At 68.7% G+C, this 21,103-nt stretch carries 17 protein-coding genes and 1 pseudogene; all 18 read left to right on the forward strand.

Annotated elements, in window-relative coordinates:
- Positions 1 to 22 precede the first annotated feature (22 nt).
- The 18 genes and pseudogenes from IB227_RS00740 to flhA all read left to right on the forward strand — a co-directional run bounded on the left by IB227_RS00740 (position 23) and on the right by flhA (position 21,086).
- Positions 23 to 3,493 (forward strand): glycosyltransferase, encoded by a 3,471-nt coding sequence (locus IB227_RS00740; protein WP_192287230.1) that lies wholly within the window; start codon positions 23 to 25, stop codon positions 3,491 to 3,493.
- Between the two features lie 226 nt (positions 3,494 to 3,719).
- Positions 3,720 to 4,076 (forward strand): flagellar hook-basal body complex protein FliE, encoded by a 357-nt coding sequence (gene fliE / locus IB227_RS00745; protein ID WP_192285834.1) that lies wholly within the window; start codon positions 3,720 to 3,722, stop codon positions 4,074 to 4,076.
- Positions 4,077 to 4,088: 12 nt separating this feature from the next.
- Positions 4,089 to 5,735, forward strand: coding sequence for a flagellar basal-body MS-ring/collar protein FliF (fliF, locus tag IB227_RS00750; RefSeq protein ID WP_192285836.1), 1,647 nt, complete (start codon positions 4,089 to 4,091; stop codon positions 5,733 to 5,735).
- A 10-nt stretch (positions 5,736 to 5,745) separates the two neighbouring features.
- Entirely contained in the window at positions 5,746 to 6,732 is a 987-nt protein-coding gene (gene fliG, locus IB227_RS00755; RefSeq protein ID WP_132866087.1) for a flagellar motor switch protein FliG, read from the forward strand.
- Between the two features lie 104 nt (positions 6,733 to 6,836).
- Positions 6,837 to 7,376: pseudogene (locus IB227_RS00760) on the forward strand (FliH/SctL family protein); the annotation flags it as partial.
- Positions 7,373 to 8,758 (forward strand): flagellar protein export ATPase FliI, encoded by a 1,386-nt coding sequence (gene fliI / locus IB227_RS00765; RefSeq protein WP_192285838.1) that lies wholly within the window; start codon positions 7,373 to 7,375, stop codon positions 8,756 to 8,758. The pseudogene IB227_RS00760 and the gene fliI, both read left to right, overlap by 4 nt.
- Positions 8,755 to 9,207, forward strand: coding sequence for a flagellar export protein FliJ (fliJ, locus tag IB227_RS00770; RefSeq protein WP_132863452.1), 453 nt, complete (start codon positions 8,755 to 8,757; stop codon positions 9,205 to 9,207). Before fliI ends, fliJ begins: the two co-directional genes overlap by 4 nt.
- Positions 9,204 to 10,259, forward strand: a complete 1,056-nt coding sequence (locus tag IB227_RS00775) for a flagellar hook-length control protein FliK (protein WP_192285840.1) — start codon at positions 9,204 to 9,206, stop codon at positions 10,257 to 10,259. Before fliJ ends, IB227_RS00775 begins: the two co-directional genes overlap by 4 nt.
- 214 nt (positions 10,260 to 10,473) lie before the next feature.
- On the forward strand, positions 10,474 to 10,989 hold the full coding sequence (locus tag IB227_RS00780; protein ID WP_132863447.1) for a flagellar basal body-associated FliL family protein: 516 nt from the start codon (positions 10,474 to 10,476) through the stop codon (positions 10,987 to 10,989).
- A gap of 9 nt (positions 10,990 to 10,998) precedes the next feature.
- Positions 10,999 to 12,015 (forward strand): flagellar motor switch protein FliM, encoded by a 1,017-nt coding sequence (fliM, locus tag IB227_RS00785; protein ID WP_132863445.1) that lies wholly within the window; start codon positions 10,999 to 11,001, stop codon positions 12,013 to 12,015.
- Complete coding sequence (gene fliN / locus IB227_RS00790; protein ID WP_132863443.1) at positions 12,008 to 12,355, forward strand: flagellar motor switch protein FliN; 348 nt, start codon at positions 12,008 to 12,010, stop codon at positions 12,353 to 12,355. Before fliM ends, fliN begins: the two co-directional genes overlap by 8 nt.
- The gene (gene fliO / locus IB227_RS00795; RefSeq protein ID WP_192285845.1) at positions 12,352 to 12,762 is read left to right on the forward strand and encodes a flagellar biosynthetic protein FliO; all 411 of its coding nucleotides are present in this window, start codon (positions 12,352 to 12,354) and stop codon (positions 12,760 to 12,762) included. The genes fliN and fliO overlap by 4 nt, the downstream gene beginning before the upstream one ends.
- Before the next feature lie 2 nt (positions 12,763 to 12,764).
- Positions 12,765 to 13,547: a flagellar type III secretion system pore protein FliP gene (gene fliP / locus IB227_RS00800; protein WP_192285847.1), complete on the forward strand. Its 783-nt coding sequence runs from the start codon at positions 12,765 to 12,767 to the stop codon at positions 13,545 to 13,547.
- A gap of 819 nt (positions 13,548 to 14,366) precedes the next feature.
- Positions 14,367 to 14,636, forward strand: a complete 270-nt coding sequence (locus IB227_RS00805; RefSeq protein ID WP_132863169.1) for a flagellar biosynthetic protein FliQ — start codon at positions 14,367 to 14,369, stop codon at positions 14,634 to 14,636.
- Between the two features lie 6 nt (positions 14,637 to 14,642).
- Positions 14,643 to 15,434 (forward strand): flagellar biosynthetic protein FliR, encoded by a 792-nt coding sequence (fliR, locus tag IB227_RS00810; protein ID WP_192285849.1) that lies wholly within the window; start codon positions 14,643 to 14,645, stop codon positions 15,432 to 15,434.
- A 166-nt stretch (positions 15,435 to 15,600) separates the two neighbouring features.
- The gene (locus IB227_RS00815) at positions 15,601 to 17,721 is read left to right on the forward strand and encodes an EAL domain-containing protein (RefSeq protein ID WP_192285851.1); all 2,121 of its coding nucleotides are present in this window, start codon (positions 15,601 to 15,603) and stop codon (positions 17,719 to 17,721) included.
- A 129-nt stretch (positions 17,722 to 17,850) separates the two neighbouring features.
- The gene (gene flhB / locus IB227_RS00820; RefSeq protein WP_192285853.1) at positions 17,851 to 18,981 is read left to right on the forward strand and encodes a flagellar biosynthesis protein FlhB; all 1,131 of its coding nucleotides are present in this window, start codon (positions 17,851 to 17,853) and stop codon (positions 18,979 to 18,981) included.
- A complete protein-coding gene (flhA, locus tag IB227_RS00825; protein ID WP_192285855.1) occupies positions 18,978 to 21,086 on the forward strand; it encodes a flagellar biosynthesis protein FlhA in 2,109 nt (702 codons plus the stop codon). The genes flhB and flhA overlap by 4 nt, the downstream gene beginning before the upstream one ends.
- Positions 21,087 to 21,103: the final 17 nt, after the last annotated feature.

Genomic DNA, 21,103 nt, shown 5'->3' on the forward strand with positions numbered 1-21,103 from the left:
CGCTCCGCTGGTCAGCGTGGTGATCCCGGCCTACAAGGCCCGCTGGCTGCTGCAGGCCCTGGAAAGCGTGCGCCGGCAGACCCATCGCCCCTTGGAGATCGTGGTCTGCGACGATTCGGCTGCCGGTTACGTACAGACGGCCGTGGAGGCCTTCGCTGCACGGGTGGACTTCCCGGTGCGCTACTCGCGCAACCCCACCCGCCTGTGGGAGGTGCGCAGCACCGCGCGTGCGATCAGCCTGGCCGAAGGCGAGTACATCAAGTTCCTGCACGATGACGACGTGCTGCACGAGGACTGCATCGCAACCCTGCTGGAGTCGTTCGAGCGCGTTCCGGGCCTTGCGCTGGCAACCGCCCGTCGCCGGCTCATCGACGAGGCCGGGATGCCGCTGCCCGATGAGCTTCCCACTGCTTTCCCGGCCAACCATGACGTATGCATCGACGGCCGCGACCTGATCGACTTCTTCGGTGAGCATACCCTCAACTTCCTCGGCGAGCCCAGCGTCGCGCTATGCCGGCGCGCCCCGTTGCTGGCGATGGGCGAGCAGCTGGCCACGCTCGACGGCACCCACATTGCCTGGCTGGCCGACGTGGCCATGTACGTCAAGCTGCTGCATCAGGGCCCGGTGGCGATCAGTGCGCGCCCGTTGGTCGACTTCCGTATTTCGCGCCACCAGTTCAGCCAGCGCGGACGGGATCGCCCCGGTGTCGCCGAGAACTGGCACGAGGCATTCCGCCAGGCGCTGCGCAATCTTGGCTGGTATCGCGGCGGCGACACCCGTCAGGTAACCATTGCACCGCTCGACGGGCACCGGCCGGCGGAAAAGGTGGACCTGGTCTCGGCGCTGGAACAGGCGTTGCTGATCGCGCAGGCACGCTGGCCGCTGCACGACTGGCAGGCTCGACGCCAGCTCAACCCCGCGCAGCGCCAGGCGCTGGACACCGCGCTGCAGCAGCTTCCACGCAACAGCGTGGAGATCGTGATCCGCGCGGACGGCCAACCGGCCAGTGCCCTGCGCAGGACGCTGGGCAGCCTGCCACTGCAGGCCCGCACCGCCGAGGTGGTCTGCCGCTGCATCCTCGGCGCCGGGCACGCGCCCGATGGACTGGACCCGGCGTACCGCCGGCTCGCTGCCGGGACCACGCTGGACGAAGCCCTGCGCACCAGCCCTGCCGACTGGGTGCTGTTCGTGGAGGCCGGCGCAGAGTTCCATGTTGCCGGCCTGCGACGGCTGCTGGCGGCGCTCGCCCACGATGATGCCCCCGCACGCGCCCTGTACTGCGACGAGTGGCATGTGGATGCGCAGCACAACCTGGCACCCTCGCTGCGGCCAGGAATCAACCTGGACCTGCTGCTGGAAAACCCGACGCAGTTGGCGGGGCACTGGTTGTTCCGCCGGCATGCCGCGCTGGCCATCGGCGGGCTGGATGCCGATGCAGGTGCTGCAGCCGAACTCGACCTGATCCTGCGCCTGGTCCAGCACGGCGGGCTGGAAGGCATCACGCATATCCCCGAACCCCTGCTCAGCTGCGCCCCGCCCCGTGCCGACGACGCTGCCCGGCAACAGGTCATCACCGCGCACCTGCACGCGCGGGGATACCCCGATGCAGTGGTCACCCCGCGCGGCAACGGCCTGTACCGGGTCGACCATGGCCACCGGGCGCAGCCGCCGGTCACCCTGATCCTGGTCGTTTCCCGGGACACCGTGCTGGCGTCGCTGGAGCGCTGCGTGGTCTCCCTGCTGGAGAAGACCGCCTACCCGCATTACGAGCTGCTGTTGATCGACAACGGCGCCGGGCCCGACGCCAGCCAATGGATGCAGCAGGTCGAACCATTGGCCGGGGGTCGCATCCGCGCCTTTGCCTTCGATCCACCGTTGCCGCACGCGGCCGCCTGCAATGTCGCCGCCGGGCAGGCGAGCAGCCCGTTCCTGCTGTTCCTGCGCGCCGACGTGGCCGCGTTGCAGCCGCACTGGCTGGACGCGCTCCTGAACCATGCACTTCGCCCCGAGGTGGGCGTCGTCGGCGGCAAGACCATCGCCGCCGATGGCAGCATTACCCACGCAGGCCTGGTGCCTGGCCTGCTCGGCAGCGGCGGGCGGGCCTTCGCCGGCATGCCGATGGACGCGCCGGGCTACATGCACCGCCTGCAGGTCGCGCAGGACTACACGGCCGTGTCCGACAGTTGCCTGTTGATCGGCGCGGAGCTGTTCGCCGGGCTGGACGGCTTCGACCACGGCACCTTCGCCGATCACGGCGCCGACGTGGACCTGTGCCTGCGCGCGCGTCAACGCGGCTACCTGACCGTATGGACGCCCGACGCCCTGCTGCTGCATTCGGTCCAGGCCGCGCCGTTGCCGGAACCCGCCGAGTCGGCCTTGTTGGAGCGCTGGCTCCCCGCACTCGCCCACGATCCGGCCTACAACCCCAGCCTGCGCCTGGACGTCCCGGGCGGCTTCCGCCTCGGCGAATCCGACTTCTCCTGGCAGCCCCTGCCCTGGCGCCCGCTGCCACGCCTCCTCGCGCAGCCAGCCGACCCCTGGGGCAGCGGCCACTACCGCGTGATCCAGCCATTGGAGGCACTGAAGCAGGCCGGCCTGGCCGAGGGTGCCCTGTACGCCACCGTGCTGGATCCGGTCGAACAGGCGCGCATCGATCCGGACGTGGTCGTCCTGCAGCGCCGCATCAGCGACGCGGACCTGGCCGGCATCCAGCGCATGCGCCGCTTTTCGCGGGCCTTCACTGTCTACGAGATCGATGACTACCTGCCCAACCTGCCGCTGAAGAACATCCATCGCGAGCACATGCCCAAGGATGTCCTGCGCAGCATGCGCCGGGCGCTGGGAATGGTGGACCGCTGCGTGGTGTCCACGCCGCAGCTGGCCGAGGCGTTGCACGGCCTGCACACTGATATCCGGGTGGTACGCAACCTGCTGCCACCTGCATGGTGGACGGCGCTGCCTCATCCGCCGCGTCCCGCCCCAGGCAAGCCCCGGGTCGGCTGGGCCGGTGGTGTCGGCCATACCGGCGACCTGGAACTGGTCGCCGATGCCGTCATCGAACTTGCCGCGGACGTGGACTGGGTGTTCTTCGGCATGTGCCCGGAACGCCTGTTGCCGTACGTGGCCGAGTTCCATTCCGGCGTGGACATCCGTCTCTACCCGCGTGCGCTGGCCGGCCTGCAGCTGGACCTGGCGATCGCTCCGCTGGAGGACAACCGCTTCAACACCTGCAAGAGCAACCTGCGCCTGCTCGAGTACGGTGCCTGCGGCGTGCCGGTGGTGTGCAGCGACGTCGGACCGTACCGGGACCCATCACTGCCGGTCACCGGCGTGCGCAACCGTCACCGCGAATGGGTGGCGGCCATCCGCGACCATCTCTCCGACCCCGCTGCCAGCGCGCAGGCGGGTGCCCGGTTGCGCGAGGCCGTGCACCGCGACTGGATGCTGGAAGGGGCGAACCTGCAGGAATGGCGCAACGCCTGGCTGCCCTGAGCCGCGCGCTTGGAACCCGTCGCCGCCCCGACGCCCGCCCCGCGCGGGCGTTCGTCGTTATGGCGGCATCCACGCCCAGTCGGCCAGTCGGCGAACCGTCGTGCGCCATCAGCCCGTCGGTTTCCCGACGCCGCGCCATCCTCATTCACGTAGATCAAGGCCTCCGGGTTCCGGCACGCAACTTGCAACCTCCCCTGCAGATCGACTGCTACCGGAACCCGTTTCGATGTCCCACTCCATCACCTCCGTCCTTTCCCAGATCCGCAGCCTGCAGAACCAGGTCGGCCAGGTGGCGCCGACTGGCGACCTGCCGCGCAGCAACGCCATCGAGGGATTGACCGGGGGCAACGCCGTCAATGCAACGTCGTTCAGCCAGACCCTGCAGGGCGCACTGAAGAGCGTCAACGAAACCCAGCAGAAGTCCGGCCAGCTGGCGGCCGCCTTCGAACGCGGTGAGCCCGGCACCGATCTGGCCAAGGTGATGGTCGCCGCCCAACAGTCCCAGCTGGCGTTCCGCGCCACCGTGGAAGTCCGCAACCGTCTCGTCCAGGCTTACCAGGACGTGATGAACATGCCGCTGTAAGGATCCAGACGCATGGCATTCGCGCTGTCCAAAGAGTCGTTGAACACCGAGCAGGCCGGGGCCTGGTTCGACCGTCTGCAGAGCCTGCAGATCACCCGCCGGCTGGGCCTGATGGCCATGATCGCCGTTGCCGTGGCGGCGGGCCTGTTCGTGTTCTTCTGGTCGCAGAAGGCACCGATGGTGCCGCTGTACACCGGCCTGGATGACAAGGCCACGGCCCAGGCCACCGACCTGCTGCGGGCGGCGCAGATCCCTTTCAAGCTCGATGCGGCCACCGGCGCCATCACCGTGCCGGAAGCCAACGTGCACGATGCGCGCCTGAAGCTGGCCGGCTCCGGCCTGACCGACAGCGGGCGGCTCGGCTTCGAGCTGATGGAGCGCGACCCCGGTTTCGGCGTCAGCCAGTTCGTGGAGAACGCCCGCTACCAGCACGCGCTGGAAACCGAGCTGGTCCGCACCATCACCAGCCTGCGCCCTGTACGTGACGCCCGCGTGCACCTGGCCATTCCCAAGCCCAGCGCGTTCACCCGCCAGCGCGACGTGGCCAGCGCCTCGGTGGTGCTGGAACTGCGTGGCGGCCAGCAGCTGGAACGCAACCAGGTTGACGCCATCGTGCACATGGTGGCCTCCAGCATCCCGGACCTGGCCCCGGAACGGGTGACCGTGGTCGACCAGAGCGGCCGCATGCTCACCATCGCCGACCCCAACAGCGATGCAGCGCTCAACGCCGCCCAGTTCGACCAGGTGCGCCGCCTGGAGAACTCCTACAACCAGCGCATCCGTGAGCTGCTGGAGCCGATGACCGGTGCCGGCCGGGTCAACCCGGAAGTCAGCGTGGACATGGACTTCTCGGTCACCGAGGAGGCCCGTGAGCTGTACAACGGTGAGCCGCAGAAGGTGCGCAGCGAACAGATCAGCGAGAACACCAGCAACGTGGCCGGCCCGCAGGGCGTGCCCGGCGCGGCCAGCAACACCCCGCCCGGCCCCGCCGCCGCGCCGGCGCCCACCGCCGCCGCACCGACCGAAACCTCCAAGAACGCCACCCGCAACTACGAGCTGGACCGCACCCTGCAGCACACCCGCCAGCCGGCGGGCCGGGTCAACCGCGTGTCCGTCGCCGTGCTCGTCGACCACGTGCCGCGCGTCGGCAGCAACGGCAAGACGGTCGACCAGCCGCTCAGCGCGGCCGAGCTGACCCGCGTGGAGGCGCTGGTGAAGCAGGCGGTCGGCTTCAGCGCCGAACGTGGCGACACCGTGTCGGTGATGAATGCCCCGTTCGTGCGCGAGGCCCTGCCGGTGGAAGAACCCAAGCTGTGGGAGAACCCGCAGCTGCGCGACTGGCTGCGCATGGGCCTGGGCGCGATCGTGGTGCTGGCATTGCTGTTCGGCGTGCTGCGCCCGGCCCTGCGCCAGATCTCCAGTCCCCCAAAGGCGCTGGCCAGGAACGAGGACCCGCTGCGCGCCGACGTGCAGGTGATGGACGATGACCTGCGCATGCCCGATGCCCTCGGCAACGACCGCCTGCAGCTCGACGGCTCCGCGCCGCTGGCGCTGCCGGTGGATGCCTACGAGGAACGCCTGCGCATGGCGCGCGAGGCCGTCCGCTCCGACTCCAAGCGCGTCGCCCAGGTGGTGAAGGGATGGGTGGCCAATGACTGACACCCTGCAGATGTCCGGCGTGCAGCGCGCCGCCGTGCTGTTGCTCTCGCTGGGCGAGGCCGACGCGGCCGAGGTATTGCGCCACATGGAGCCCAAGGAGGTGCAGAAGATCGGCATCGCCATGGCCACCCTCAGCGACGTCACCCGCGAGCAGGTGCAGCAGGTGATGGACGACTTCGGCGCCGAGCTGGGCAACAAGACCTCGCTGTCGGTGGGCTCGGACGACTACATCCGCAACATGCTGGTGCAGGCGCTGGGCAGCGACAAGGCCAGCAGCCTGATCGACCGCATCCTGCTCGGCCGCAACACCACCGGCCTGGATGCGCTGAAGTGGATGGACCCGCGCGCGGTGGCCGACCTGGTGCGCAACGAACACCCGCAGATCATCGCCATCGTCATGGCCCACCTGGAGAACGACCAAGCTGCCGATGCGCTCAAGCTGCTGCCCGAGCGCACCCGCGTGGACGTGCTGCTGCGCATCGCCACCCTGGACGGCATCCCGCCCAATGCGTTGAACGAACTGAACGAGATCATGGAGCGCCAGTTCGCCGGCAACCAGAACCTGAAGTCGTCCAGCATCGGCGGCGTGCAGTGCGCGGCCGACATCCTCAACTTCATGGACAGCGGCCAGGACCAGGTGATCCTGACCGAGATCGCGCGCGTGGACGCCCCGCTGGGCAGCCGCATCCAGGACCTGATGTTCGTGTTCGACGACCTGGTCGACCTGGACGACCGCGAGATGCAGCTCGTGCTGCGCGAGGTCAGCGGCGAGCGCCTGGGCCTGGCCCTGCGCGGCGCCGACATCAAGGTGCGCGACAAGATCACCCGCAACATGTCCCAACGTGCGGCCGAGATCCTGCTCGAGGACATGGAAGCACGCGGCCCGGTGCGCCTGTCCGACGTGGAAGGCGCGCAGCGCGAGATCCTGGCCATCGTCAAGCGCATGGCCGATGAAGGCACCGTCACCATCGGCGGCAGCGCGGAGGCCATGCTGTGAGCAACGTCGTGCGCTGGCACGCCCCGGACCTCACCCGCGGCTCGGCGCCCCTGCAGCCGGCGCCCATGGGCGTGCCGGACGAGATCGAGACCATTACCGCGCACGAGCCGGCACCGCCGCCGCTGCAGTTGCCGACCCTGGAGGAAGTGCAGGCCATCCGCGACGCCGCGCAGGAAGAAGGCTTCCAGCAGGGTCACGGCGAAGGCTACGCCCAGGGACAGGCCGAAGTGCGGCGCCTGATCGCCCAGATCGAAGGCATCCTGGACAACTTCAGCCGGCCGCTGGTGCGGCTGGAGAACGAAGTGGTCGGCGCGCTCGGCGAACTGTCGGTGCGCATCGCCGGGGCGCTGATCGGCCGGGCCTATGAAGCCGACCCGTCGTTGCTGGCGGCGCTGGTCAACGAAGCACTGGAGACCGTCAGCGGCGCCCAGCGCGAGGTCGAGGTGCGCCTGCACCCGGACGACATCGCCGCCATCAGCGCCCTGCTGGCGCTGCCCGAGGGCCAGCGCCTGGCCCCGGATACCAGCCTCAGCCGCGGCGACCTGCGCGTGCACGCCGAGTCGGTGCGCATCGACGGCACCCTCGACGCGCGCCTGCGCGCCGCGCTGGGCACCGTGCTGCGCCGCGCCGGAGCCACCCCATGAGCGCGTCCCCGGCCCCGGCCGAATGGGCGGCCGCACGCAACCTGCGTCTGGCCGCGCGCCTGGATGGCATCACATTGGATGGCACCGGCGGTGCCGGCCATGGCCTGGTGCGCGAAGGCATCCTGCGCCGGGCCATCGGCCTGACCCTGGAAGCGGTCGGCTGCGAGGCGCCGATGGGCGCCAGCTGCAAGGTCGAGGTCATCGACGGCGGTTGGGTCGACGCCGAAGTGGTCGGCTTCTCCGGTGACCGCACCTACCTGATGCCCAGTGCCGAACTGCACGGCCTGCTGCCCAATGCGCGCGTGGTGCCCTCCTACAAGCGGGGGGGCGTGGAGGTGGGCGAAGGCCTGCTTGGCCGCGTCATCGACAGCGATGGCGTGCCGCTGGATGGCAAGGGCCCGATCCGGGCCGAAGGCAACGTCGGCATGGCCGGCGTGGCGATCAACCCGCTGGCGCGCGAACCCATCATCCAGCCGTTGGACGTGGGCGTGCGCGCGATCAATGCACTGCTGCCGATCGGCCGCGGCCAGCGCGTCGGCCTGTTCGCCGGCTCCGGCGTCGGCAAGTCGACGCTGCTGGGCATGATGACCCGCTATACCGCCGCCGACGTGATCGTGGTCGGCCTGATCGGCGAGCGCGGCCGCGAAGTCCGCGATTTCGTCGAAACCACGCTGGGCGAAGAAGGCCTGCGCCGCGCAGTGGTGGTGGCCAGTCCCGCCGACCGGCCGCCGCTGGCCCGCCTGCATGGCGCCTACCGTGCCACCGCCATCGCCGAGTGGTTCCGCGACCAGGGTTTGAACGTGTTGCTGCTGATGGATTCGCTGACCCGCTTCGCCCAGGCCCAGCGTGAAATCGGCCTGTCGGTCGGCGAGCCGCCGACCACCCGTGGCTACCCGCCATCGGTGTTCGCCAAGCTGCCGGCGCTGGTCGAACGCGCCGGCAACGGTGCCAAGGGCCGCGGCTCGATCACCGCCTTCTACACCGTGCTGACCGAAGGCGACGACCCGCAGGACCCGATCGCCGATGCCGCCCGCGCCATCCTCGACGGCCACATCCTGCTGTCGCGGCGGGTTGCCGACAGCGGCCTGTACCCGGCCATCGACGTGGAGTCCTCGGTCAGCCGCGTGGTGCAGGACATCGCCGACGATGTCTGGCGCGCGCGCATCCGCAAGCTCAAGCGACTGGTCTCGGCCTACTCGGCCAACCGCGACCTGATCGCCATCGGCGCGTACCAGCGCGGCAATGACCCGGTCACCGACGAGGCCCTGGACCGCTGGCCGGAAATCATGGAATTCCTCGGCCAGGACGTGCACGCCTCGGCCGACCTGTCCCACAGCCTCAATGCCCTGCAACAACTGGTAGATAGCGAGAAGCCCGCATGAGCCCGTCCCGTCGCCTGGACCCGTTGCTGCGCCGCGCGCAGGACAAGGAAGATGAAGTCGCCAAGGCCCTGGCCGAGCGCCAGCAGGCCCTGGACATGCACCAGAGCCGCCTGGCCGAGCTGCGCCAGTACGCCGACGAGTACGCCTCGGCGCAGCTGGCCACCACCAGCGCCGCGCAGCTGCTCAACCGCCGCGCCTTCCTCGACCGCCTGGACAACGCGGTGCAGGCGCAGAGCCGCACCGTGGACAGCAACCGCGAGCGCGTGGACGCCGAGCGCGCCCGCCTGCTGCTGGCCAGCCGCGACAAGCAGGTGCTGGAGCAGCTGGCGGCCAGCTACCGCGCGCAGGAAAAGCAGGCAGAGAACCGCCGCGACCAGCGCGAGATGGACGATCTCGGCGCCCGCCGCGCCCGCGAAGCCAGGAACGGCGATGACGGGAGCGGCGCATGAACGTGCTCGGCACTGCCTCACTGGTCAGCAGCGACGCTGTCAGCGGCACCGGCAGCAGCCGCGCCAGTGGCGGCAGCGACGGCGGCAAGCCGTCCCGCTTTGATGCCTTGCTGCAGGAAAAGCCCGCCTCCGCGCAGGCATCCAACAGCGGCGTCGCTGCCGAGGACGGCAACACCGGTACGGCCCCCGCCAAAGGCAACGACGACACAGCCACCGAGGCGGAAAACCCTGCGGCCGAGGCCGGCCGGGCGACCGACACACCCGCGACGTCCGACAAGGAGGCCCCGGTGGAAGATGCGCCCTGGCCGCCACCGGGACTGACCGCCCTGCTGGCCGCGCCGCTTGAACCGGCCCCCGTCCCGGCACCGGTCCAGCCCCCCGCTCCGGCGCCGGCCAACGCTGCGCCGACCGCCACCCTGCCCGTCACCGCCGCCAGCATCGCGGCGACGCCGGCAGCGGAGAGTGCCGAGCTCACCGCAACGCTGGAACAGGTCGAGCAGACCCTCATCGGCGACAAGACCGGCGGCGACAAGGGCATCGACGCCGACATCAACGTCGATCCCAAGTCCACCGCCTTCAACCAGCTGCTGCAACTGCAGAACGGCCCGGACCTGCGCACCAGCGCTGTCCGGCTGGAGGCGCCCACGCCCACCCCCGACCTGCAGGGCGACGACTTCGACGACGCCATCGGCGCCCGCGTCAGTTGGCTGGCGGAGCAGAAGATCGGCCACGCGCAGATCCGCATCACACCGCACGACCTGGGCCAGGTGGACGTGAAGCTGCAGCTGGACGGCGACCGCGTCCATGCCAGCTTCACCAGCGCCCATTCGGAAGTGCGCCAGGCGCTGGAGAACAGCCTGCCGCGCCTGCGCGAGATGCTCGGCGAGCAGGGCCTGCAACTGGCCCATGCCGACGTCGGCCAGCAATCCCGGCAACAGGAAGGCCAACACGGGAGCGGCGGTGAGCCCGGCCATGCCCAGGACAGCGCGGACCTGCCCGCCGCCCGGCCGCAGACCCTGCGTCTGCGCGGCCTGCTCGACGCCTACGCGTAAAGCCCGCGCCTGAAGCCGCCCCACCCCCTCGGCAGGAGCGCCTTCAGGCGCGGCTTGTAATGCCTGTCGCCCAGGCCGCCCCGGCTTCGCGGCCAAGGCCGCTCCTACGGTGGGGCGCCTTCCGGCGTGCAGCCGACGACGCGTCAAGGTCCTGACGCCCGGGCTACGGCACGCTGCTTGCATGTATGGACTCAGCATTCCTGAGGAGTTCAACGTGGCGGCTGCTGCAGACAAAACCCGTAAACCCGAAACCGCCAAGGACGCCCCCGGCAAGTCCAAGCGTCCGCTGCTGATCACCGCGCTCATCGCCGTGATCGCCGCCGGTGCCGCCGGCGGCGGCGTCTGGTACTACACCCGGGACAACGCGCCTGCCAGCACGCCGAAGGTGGAAACCCCGGCCCTGCCCGCCCCGGCCCAGTACTTCGCGCTGGACCCGGCCTTCGTGGTCAACCTCAACGGTTCCATCGACGGCCCGCGCTACCTGCAGGTCGAGGTGCAGCTGATGACCCGCGACCCGTTGGCCCTGCAGGCGCTGCAGACCCACGCCCCGGCCATCCGCGCCAAGCTGCTGATGCTGTTCTCCCAGGTCGAGCCGGCGCAGATCGCCGACCGTGCCGGCAAGGAGAAGCTGCAGGCCGCCGCGCTGGTCGAGGTGCAGAAGCTGATGAAGGCCGAGACCGGCAAGAACAGCGTCGACGAACTGCTGTTCACCAGCTTCGTCACCCAATAAGGCGCCGCCATGAGCATCAACGACCTGCTGTCCCAGGACGAGATCGATGCCCTGCTGCACGGCGTCGACTCGGGCAGCGTCAACACCGTGGACCCCGGCCCGGCGCCGGGCGAGGCCCGCTCCTATGACTTCGCCAGCCAGGACCGCATCATCCGCGGCCGCATGCCGACCCTGGAGATGGTCAACGAGCGCTTCGCCCGCCTGTGGCGGATCGGCTTGTTCAACCTGATCCGGCGCTCGGCCGAGCTGTCGGTGCGCGGCATCGAGCTGATCAAGTTCGGCGACTACCTGCATTCGCTGTACGTGCCCAGCAACCTCAACCTGATCCGCTTCAAGCCGCTGCGCGGCACCGGGCTGATCGTGTTCGAGCCGACCCTGGTGTTCGCCATCGTCGACAATTTCTTCGGTGGCGATGGCCGCTACCCCACCCGCATCGAGGGCCGCGAGTTCACCGCGACCGAGATGCGCGTGATCCAGCTGATGCTCAAGCAGACCTTCGCCGACATGCGCGAGGCCTGGGGTCCGGTGATGAACGTCGACTTCGACTACATCAACTCCGAGATCAACCCGCACTTCGCCAACATCGTAAGCCCGCGCGAGTATGTGGTGGTCAGCCGTTTCCACGTGGAGCTGGACAGCGGCGGCGGCGACATCCACATCACCCTGCCGTACTCGATGCTGGAGCCGATCCGCGAACTGCTCGACGCCGGCATCCAGAGCGACCGCAACGACCGCGACGAGAGCTGGGCGGTGATGGTGCGCGAGCAACTCGATACCGCCGAAGTGGAGCTGTCCAGCGTACTGGCCAGCCGGCGCATGAGCCTGCGCGAACTGACCAAGCTGAAGATCGGCGACATCCTGCCCATCGACATGCCCAAGCAGGTGCCGCTGTGCGTGGAAGGCATCCCGGTGTTCACCGGTGAGTTCGGCGTGGCCAACGACCGCAACGCGATCAAGATCATCGCCACCCATCCCCCGGGCAAGCGACCCAACGTTCCAGTGATCCAGGAAACATCCAATGAATGACATCGAATCCAACGCGACCGGCAACACCGCCACCCCGGCGCAGTTCGCCAACCTGCAGGCCGACGGCGGCAACGGCACCGACCTGGACCTGGACGTGATCCTGGACGTTCCGGTCACGCTGTCGCTGGAAGTGGGCCGCGCGCGCCTGCCGATCCGCAACCTGCTGCAGCTCAACCAGGGTTCGGTGGTGGAGCTGGAGCGTGGCGCCGGCGAATCGCTGGACGTGTTCGTCAACGGCACCCTGATCGCACATGGCGAGGTCGTGGTCATCAACGACCGCTTCGGCGTGCGCCTGACCGACGTGGTCAGCCCCAGCGAGCGGATCCGGAGACTGCGTTGATCGCATTGCTCGCTGCCGTCGCACCGGCCGCCGGCAAGCTGGCCACGCCGGTCGGCCAGCATGCCGCGACCACGCCCAGCCTGTTTGGCGCGGTGTTCATGCTGCTGATGGTGCTCGGCCTGATCGTCGGCCTGGGCTGGCTGCTCAAGCGCCTGCCCGGCGGCCAGTTCCGCCCGGCCGAAGGCCTGAAGGTGGTCGCCAGCCTCAACGTGGGCGCCAAGGAGCGCGTGGTGGTGGTCGACGTCAACGGCCAGCAGCTGCTGCTGGGCGTGAGCCCCGGCGGCATCAGCACCCTGCACGCCTTGCCCGAGCCGTTGCCGCAGGCACCGGCACCGACGCTGCCCAACCTCAAACAACTCCCGAATTTCGCCCAGCTGCTGTCACAGAAGCTGCGCAAGGACTCCTGATCATGCCGGTCCACCGCTTCAACTCCCGCACCTGCTGGCGACTGTTCGCGCTGCTGGCGCTGCTGGCACTGCCGCTGTTCGCCTGGGCAGCGCCCGCCGCGCCGCAGCTGCCGTCGCTTCCGGACGTGAACGTCGGCAAGGTCGGCGGTGCGCCGGTCAGCCTGCCGCTGCAGACGCTGCTGTTGATGACGGCGATCACCCTGCTGCCGTCGATGCTGCTGGTGTTGACCGCCTTCACCCGCATCATCATCGTGCTGGGCCTGCTGCGCCAGGCGCTGGGCACCGGGCAGACGCCGTCCAACCAGATCCTGCTCGGCCTGTCGCTGTTCCTGACCGCGATGATCATGATGCCGGTCTGGGACAAAGCGTGGTCCACCGGCATGGCGCCGTACCTGGATGGCCAGATCGACTTCCAGACCGCCTGGACGCTGACCACCGAGCCGCTGCGCGCCTTCATGCTGGCGCAAATCCGCGAAACCGACCTGATGACCTTCGCCGGCCTGGCCGGTCATGGCGCCTATGCCAGCCCGGATGCGATCCCGTTCCCGGTGCTGGTCGCCTCGTTCGTGACCAGTGAGCTGAAGACCGCCTTCGAGATCGGCTTCCTGATCTTCATCCCGTTCGTGATCATCGATCTGGTGGTGTCCAGCGTGCTGATGTCGATGGGCATGATGATGCTCTCGCCGATGCTGGTGTCGGCGCCGTTCAAGATCCTGCTGTTCGTGCTGGTGGACGGCTGGGTGCTGGTGGTCGGCACGCTTGCCGCGAGCTTCAACGCCGTTTGAGCCACCGCTCATGGAGTCATTGCACGAAGCCGCGATCACCTCGCGGCTTCGTTGTTTCCGGCCCAGCAACCGACGGCGGCTTCTTGGGTTTGAGTTTGGCTTCGGCCGTTCCGTTGCCGTTGCCGTTGCCGTTGCCGTGGATTTTGACGTGCCGGGTTCCCTTCCGTAGCGACGAAGCTGACGGACAAGACCCCGCAGGGGCGACGTGCATGGATGCACGTCGTTTTTCGACGGGACAGGGACGTCTCGTCGAAAAATCCCGACAGCGCAGTGGACCTGGAGCGCGCAGCGCGGAAGGCGCGTAGGCAGGGCATGCTTTCTTTTGGTTAGCTTTTCTTTGCACGAGCAAAGAAAAGTAACTCGCTCCCCGAAGGGGAGTGAAAGCCTTTGCTCTTGCTTGTTGCTTTCAACGTCACTTGGAAAAGCTAGGGGCAAGAGCTTTCGCCCCCTGGAGGGGGCGAGCACACCTTTCTTTGCTTGTGCAAAGAAAGGTGGCCCAAAGAAAGCACACCCTGCCTCCGCGCCCACGATGCTGCGCATCGCGGGTCCACTCCGCCGGCAGGATTTTTCGACGAGACGTCCCTGTCTCGTCGAAAAACGCCGCACATCCTTGTGCGGCGCCCCGTTCGGGGTCTTGTCTGCCAGCTCCGTCGCTATGGAAGGGAACCCGGCACATCAAAATCCACTGCAACAGCAGCATCAAGAGCAACATCAAGAGCAAGAGCAAATGCAAGGCAACACATTAAGCACCAGCAACGTCGGAAACCTGGCACCCGGCCGCTGACCTTCGTCTGGCACCAACCTTGCATCCACCCCCGCATGAGCCCCGAACTTGCCCTGACCGAACTGCGTGGTGGCCTGGTCGCCACCCTCTGGATCGCTGGCCCGCTGCTGCTCACCGTGCTGGTGGTCGGCGTCGTGGTCGGCATCATCCAGGCCGCCACCCAACTCAACGAACCCACCATCGCCTTCGTCGCCAAGGCCGGTGCGCTCACCGCGGCGCTGTTCGCGCTGGGCAGCCTCCTGCTCGGCCACCTGGTCGAGTTCACCATCCTGCTGTTCCAGCGCATCCCCCACCTCATCGGGTAGCGCTGCATGGATTCGGCAACCGGGACGATGATCGACGGCCAGCAGGCCTTCGCCATCATCGGCAACACGCTCTGGATCATGCTGCGCATCGGCGCCATGCTGATGGCCATGCCCATGGTCGGCAGCCGCGCGGTGCCGGCACGGGTCCGCGTCCTGCTGGGCATCGCCCTGTCGGTGGCGCTGGCACCGATACTGCCGCCGGTGCCGCTGTTCTACGGCTTCGACTCGGTCACCGTACTGACCATCGCCCGCGAGCTGGCGGTCGGCATCTGCATGGGCTTCCTGCTGCGGCTGATCTTCGAGGCCGGCGCCATGGCCGGCGAAATGATCGCGCAGAGCACCGGCCTGGCCTTCGCGCAGATGACCGACCCCCTGCGCGGCGGCAGCTCCGGCGTCATCGGCCAATGGTTCTACCTGCTGTTCGGCCTGCTGTTCTTCACCACCAACGGCCACCTGGCGGTGGTCTCGCTGCTGGTGGACAGCTACAAGGCGCTGCCCATCGGCACCGCCCTGCCCGATCCGCACGCGATGGCCGCACTGGCGCCGACGCTGGCGGTGCAGATCTTCCGTGGTGCGTTGTCGCTGGCCCTGCCGCTGACCGTGGCCATGCTGGCCATCAACCTGGCATTCGGCGTGTTGGCCCGTGCCGCGCCGGCCCTGAACCCGATGCAGCTCGGCCTGCCGGTGGCCTTGCTGCTGGGCCTGTTCCTGCTGACCCTGCTGGCCGGGGAGATGGGCCCGCCGGTGCAACGCCTGTTCGATTCGGCCTTCGATGCGGCCCGGCAAGTGACAATGTGACGGACTGCGCAGCTCCCGCTTCTGCCACATGCTTGGCCGGAACGCCCCCTTGCCGCCTGTCGGGGACCCGTGGATAGTCTTGACCGAAGCATGGCCGGGGGATGGAGCGTCCATGCGGTTTGCCGCGGCGGCATGCCGACGGCCTGATCAACTAGGGAGGGGTTTGATGCTCGCAGGCAGCTACAACCCGTTGTTCGTGGTGCTTTCCATCCTTGTCGCCATCCTGGCCTCGTTCACGGCCCTGGACATGGCCTCGCGGGTATCGGCATCCCAACCCCGCCGTACCGCGGCGCGCTGGCTGATCGCTGGCGGCGTGGCGATGGGCGCCGGCATCTGGTCGATGCACTTCGTCGGCATGCTCGCCTTCCGCCTGCCGATCCCGCTGGGCTACGACCTGTGGCTGACCCTGCAATCCCTGCTGGTGGCCATCGCCGCATCGCTGTTCGCGTTGTGGCTGGTCTCGCAACCGACCCTGCCGCACCTGCGTCTGGCGCTGGGGGCGCTGCTGATGGGCCTGGGCATCGCCTGGATGCACTACGTGGGCATGGCCGCCCTGCGCATGCAGCCGGATATCCAGTACGACCGCCTCTGGTTCGTGCTTTCCATCGTCATCGCCGTGGTGGCCTCGTGGAGCGCGCTGTACATCGCCTTCCGCCTGCGCACCGCAGAGCAGGCCCTGCCTCCGCGGCTGATCGCCTCGGTGATCATGGGCCTGGCCATCGTCGGCATGCACTACACCGGCATGGCGGCGGCCAACTTCCCCGCCGGCTCGGTCTGCGGCGCGGCCCGCAGCGGTGGCGTACCCACCGAGTGGCTGGCGGCCTGCGTGGTGCTGCTCACCGTCGGCGTGATGGCGATCGTGTTGACCTTCTCGCTGCTGGAGCAGCGCATGCAGTCGCGCCTGCTGCACCTGCGCAACTCGATGCTGGTGGCGTCGCTGGACGATGCCCGCAAGGAGCTGTTCCACGCCAGCCAGCACGACTCGCTGACCCGCCTGCCCAACCGCCAGCTGGCACATGACCGCATCGAGCAGCTGCTGGAAGCCGGCCAGGCCTGCGCGGTGATGTCCATCGACCTGGATGGCTTCCGCCACATCAATGGCGCCTACGGCCCCCAGGCCGGCGATGCCGCGCTGGTAGACGTGGCCGAACGCCTGCGCCAGCTGTTCCCCAACGAGGAGCTGGTGGGCAGGCTCGGCGGCGACCAGTTCGTGATCGCCATGCCGGTCACCGACGGCAAGGACATCGAAGCCCAGGCCGAGCGCATCATCCTGGCGGTCAACTCGGTGCGGGTCGGCGGCCGTGACATGCGCATCACCGGCAGCCTCGGCATCGCCCTGTCCCCCGAGCACGGCCAGTCCGCCCCGCCACTGGTCAACATGGCCGAGATCGCCATGCGCTACGCCAAGCAGGCCGGGCGCAACGGACACACATTGTTCGCCGAATGGATGAACGACAACGCCGAGCAGGACCGGCGCCTGCTCGAGGACCTGCGCAAGGCCATCGGCGGCCCGCAGCTGTCCCTGCACTACCAACCGCGCGTGCATGCCGAGACTGGCCGGATCAGCGGCGCGGAGGCATTGATCCGCTGGCGCCACCCCGAACACGGCTACGTCCCGAGCGAACGCATCATCCGCCTGACCGAGCTCAACGGGCTGATGGAAACGCTCGGCAACTGGGTGCTCAACGAGGCCTGCCGGCAGATGCGCAGCTGGCATGACGCCGGCAACACCGAGTGGAGCATCTCGGTGAACCTGTCCGGGCGCCAGCTCGGCTCGCCGCAGCTGCTCGATGAGGTCCGCAACGCGCTGGAGCTGCATGAGCTGCCGCCCTCGCGCCTGATCCTGGAGGTCAGCGAGAGCGCGGTGATGCGCGACGCCGACAACGCCATCAACGTGCTGCGTAGCGTCGCGGCGCTGGGCGTGGGCATCTCCATCGATGATTTCGGCACCGGCTTCTCCAGCCTGCTGCACCTCAAGCGGGTCCCGGCCACCGAGATCAAGATCGACCGCGCCTTCGTGGTGGCGCTGGAGGAGAGCGACGAGGACGTGGTGATCGTCTCGGCCATCGTTGCGCTGGGCCACGCACTGAACCTGTCGGTGGTGGCCGAGGGCATCGAAACCCCGGGCCAGCGTTCCTACGTCGAGCGGCTGGGCTGCGACCACCTGCAGGGCTACCTGCTCGGCCGCCCGGTCAGCGCCGAGAACTTCATGCGCCTGCATGGCGGCGATTCGCGGCAGGCGGCGCTGGACGCCCGCCTGTCCGCCTACCAGAACCACCAGGCCTGACACCGGCACCGGTGGCCAACGGCCGCCGGCTTCCCCGCCGCCACGGACGGGCCATGTCTTCAAGGGCAGCGAGACCGCGCGGAACGGTTCTTGCACGGCACGGGATGAATCCTTCATCCAGACCGTGCAATGTCCGAGAACGAACAGGCCGGGGAAAAGACCGAACTCCCGACTGAAAAGCGCCTGCGCGAGGCCCGCGAGAACGGCAACATCCCGCGTTCGCGCGAACTGGCCACGGCTGCCGTGTTCACCGCGGCCGTGCTCGGCCTGCATGCCAGCGCCGGGTCCATGGCGGCCTCGGCACGGCAATGGATGAAGGCGGCCCTGGCGCCCGAGCCGGCCCTGCTCCACTCCACCGACGCCCTGTTCGGCCATGCCGGCTGGATGTTGCTGCGGTTGATGCTGGCGTTCTGGCCGCTGCTGCTGGTCTGCATCCTGGCCAGCTTCATCGGCCCGGTGCTGATGGGCGGCCTGCGCTTCTCCAACAAGGCGCTGATGCCCGACCTCAACCGGCTCAACCCGCTCACCGGCTTCAAGCGCCTGTACGGCGCCGAGGCGGTGGCCGAGCTGGTCAAGTCGGTGCTGCGCGTGCTGTTCGTCGGTACCGCCGGCGGCCTGTGCATCTGGCACGGCATCGACCTGCTGCGCGGGCTGCTGCACCAGCCGCTGGAGAGTGCCACCGGCAACGGCCTGGGCTTCACCATGAAGCTGCTGCTGGCCACCGCCGGTGCCATGGCCCTGCTGGCGGCCATCGATGCGCCTTACCAGAAATGGAACTGGCTGCGGAAGCTCAAGATGACCCGCGAGGAGCTCAAGCGCGAGCTCAAGGAAAGCGAGGGCAGCCCGGAGGTCAAGGGCCGCATCCGGCAGATGCAGATGCAGCTCTCGCAGCGACGGATGATGGAAGCGGTGCCCAGCGCCGACGTGGTGGTGGTCAACCCCACCCACTACGCCGTGGCCCTGAAGTACGAGGGCGGCCGCATGAACGCCCCCACCGTGGTCGCCCGCGGCGTGGACGAGCTGGCCCTGCGCATCCGCCAGGTGGCCGACGGCAACCGCGTCACCATCGTCTCGGCCCCGCCTTTGGCACGCGCCTTGTATCGGGAAAGCCAACTCGGCAAGGAAATCCCCGTGAGACTGTATTCGGCCGTCGCCCAGGTCCTCTCTTACGTCTACCAGCTGCGCCAGTGGAACACCGGCCCGATGCCGCAGCTGCCGCCGCTCGAAGTGGATGAATTTGGTCCGGAGGGCCGCCCATGAGCGCGCAGCTGACCACCTCGCCGGGCCGCCGCCTGCTGGACATGCTCCGCCACGGGCTCGGTGCGCCGCTGATCGTGCTGGCGCTGCTGGCCATGGTGGTGGTGCCGTTGGCCGCGCCGGTGCTGGACGCGCTGTTCACCTTCAACATCGCCATCTCGCTGATGGTGCTGCTGGCGGTGGTGTACGTGAAGCGCCCGCTGGACTTCACCATCTTCCCGATCGTGCTGCTGGTCACCACGATGCTGCGGCTGGCGCTGAACGTGGCCTCCACCCGCGTGATCCTGCTCAACGGCCAGAACGGCCATGAAGCCGCCGGCAAGGTGATCGCCGCGTTCGGCGAGTTCGTGATCGGCGGCAACTACGCGGTCGGCATCGTGGTGTTCGCGATCCTGACCATCATCAACTTCGTGGTCATCACCAAGGGTGCCGGACGCGTGTCGGAAGTGACCGCGCGCTTCACCCTGGACGCCATGCCCGGCAAGCAGATGGCCATCGACGCCGACCTCAACGCCGGTTTGCTGACGCGCGAGGAAGCCAAGCTGCGCCGCGAGGAGGTCCGCGAGGAAGCCGACTTCTACGGTGCGATGGACGGTGCCAGCAAGTTCATCCGCGGCGACGCCATCGCCGGCATCCTGATCCTGTTCATCAACCTGCTCGGTGGCCTGGCGGTCGGCGTACTGCAGCATGGCATGCCGGTCGGCGACGCCGCCGCCACCTACACCCTGCTGTCCATCGGTGACGGCCTGGTGGCGCAGTTGCCGGCGCTGCTGGTGTCCAGCGCGGTGGCGATGCTGGTCACCCGCGCCTCGCGTTCGCAGGACATGGCGCAGGCAATGACCGGCCAGGTGTTCGGCCAGTACCGCGCCCTGGCCATCACCGCAGGCATTCTCGGCCTGGTCGGCCTGGTGCCGGGCATGCCCAACCTGGCCTTCCTGACCCTGGCGTCGGTGCTCGGCTTCGTGGCCTGGAAGCTGTGGAAGCGCGAGATGGCCAACGCCGGCAAGGAAAAGTCCGCCGCCGCGGACGGCGGCGACGGCGCGCTGGCCGGGTTGTCGGCCACCCAACCCTCGCCCACCGCCGAGCTCAGCTGGGACGAACTGCGCCCGGTCGACCCGCTCGGCCTGGAGGTCGGCTACCGGCTGATCCCGCTGGTGGACAAGACCCAGGGCGGCGAGTTGATGGCCCGCATCAAGGGCGTGCGCCGCAAGCTCACCCAGGACCTCGGCTTCCTGATCCCGCCGGTGCATATCCGCGACAACCTGGAGCTGCCGGCCACCGCCTACCGCCTGTTGATCCATGGCGTGCCGGTCAGCACCGCCGACATCCACCCCGACCGTGAGCTGGCGCTGGACCCCGGTAGCGCGATGGGCAAGCTGGAAGGCATCGCCGGCAAGGATCCCGCCTTTGGCCTGGATGCCACCTGGATCCAGCCACACCAGCGCGCCCACGCCGAATCGCTGGGCTACACCGTGGTCGACCCGGCCACCGTGGTGGCCACCCACCTCTCGCACCTGATCCGCGAACACGCACCCGAACTGCTGGGCCACGAGGAAGTGCAGCAGCTGCTGGCGACCCTGGCCAAGAGCGCGCCCAAGCTGGCCGAGGACCTCTCGCCCAAGGCGCTGCCGTTGTCCACGATCGCGCGCGTGCTGCAGAACCTGCTGGTCGAGCGGGTGCCGATCCGCCAGCTGCGCAAGATCGCCGAGGCGCTGGTGGAAACCGCGCCGGTCACCCAGGACCCGACCGCGCTCACCGCGGCGGTGCGCAACGCGTTGGGCCGTTTCATCGTGCAGGAGATTGCCGGGATGTCGCCGGAGCTGCCGGTGTTCACCCTCAACCCGCAACTGGAACGGGTCTTGCAGGAGTCCACCCAAGGCAATGGTGCCGCACTGGAACCCGGTCTCGCCGAACGCCTCCACCAGAGTCTTGCCGATTGCGTCGGCAAGCAGGAGGCCCGCAACGAGCCCGCGGTCGTGCTGGTACCGGCGCCGGTCCGCGCCGCGCTGGCGCGCCTGGTCCGCCACAGCGTTCCCTCGCTGTCGGTCCTGGCCTACAGCGAGGTGCCGGAGGACAAGCGCCTGAAGCTGGTCGGCACGATCAGCTGACGGCGCCCGGAAGCCGG

Origin of the sequence: Stenotrophomonas sp. STM01, assembly GCF_014852135.1 — a bacterium.
Taxonomy (GTDB): Bacteria; Pseudomonadota; Gammaproteobacteria; order Xanthomonadales; family Xanthomonadaceae; genus Stenotrophomonas; species Stenotrophomonas capsici.

Coding starts and splice junctions, on each gene's coding strand:
- fliN (WP_132863443.1), top strand. CDS start 12,008: ATGAATGACATCGAATCCAACGCGACCGGCAACACCGCCACCCCGGCG.
- fliP (WP_192285847.1), top strand. CDS start 12,765: ATGCCGGTCCACCGCTTCAACTCCCGCACCTGCTGGCGACTGTTCGCG.
- IB227_RS00815 (WP_192285851.1), top strand. CDS start 15,601: ATGCTCGCAGGCAGCTACAACCCGTTGTTCGTGGTGCTTTCCATCCTT.
- IB227_RS00775 (WP_192285840.1), top strand. CDS start 9,204: ATGAACGTGCTCGGCACTGCCTCACTGGTCAGCAGCGACGCTGTCAGC.
- fliG (WP_132866087.1), top strand. CDS start 5,746: ATGTCCGGCGTGCAGCGCGCCGCCGTGCTGTTGCTCTCGCTGGGCGAG.
- IB227_RS00805 (WP_132863169.1), top strand. CDS start 14,367: ATGAGCCCCGAACTTGCCCTGACCGAACTGCGTGGTGGCCTGGTCGCC.
- fliI (WP_192285838.1), top strand. CDS start 7,373: ATGAGCGCGTCCCCGGCCCCGGCCGAATGGGCGGCCGCACGCAACCTG.
- flhB (WP_192285853.1), top strand. CDS start 17,851: ATGTCCGAGAACGAACAGGCCGGGGAAAAGACCGAACTCCCGACTGAA.
- flhA (WP_192285855.1), top strand. CDS start 18,978: ATGAGCGCGCAGCTGACCACCTCGCCGGGCCGCCGCCTGCTGGACATG.
- fliJ (WP_132863452.1), top strand. CDS start 8,755: ATGAGCCCGTCCCGTCGCCTGGACCCGTTGCTGCGCCGCGCGCAGGAC.
- fliM (WP_132863445.1), top strand. CDS start 10,999: ATGAGCATCAACGACCTGCTGTCCCAGGACGAGATCGATGCCCTGCTG.
- fliF (WP_192285836.1), top strand. CDS start 4,089: ATGGCATTCGCGCTGTCCAAAGAGTCGTTGAACACCGAGCAGGCCGGG.
- fliR (WP_192285849.1), top strand. CDS start 14,643: ATGGATTCGGCAACCGGGACGATGATCGACGGCCAGCAGGCCTTCGCC.
- fliE (WP_192285834.1), top strand. CDS start 3,720: ATGTCCCACTCCATCACCTCCGTCCTTTCCCAGATCCGCAGCCTGCAG.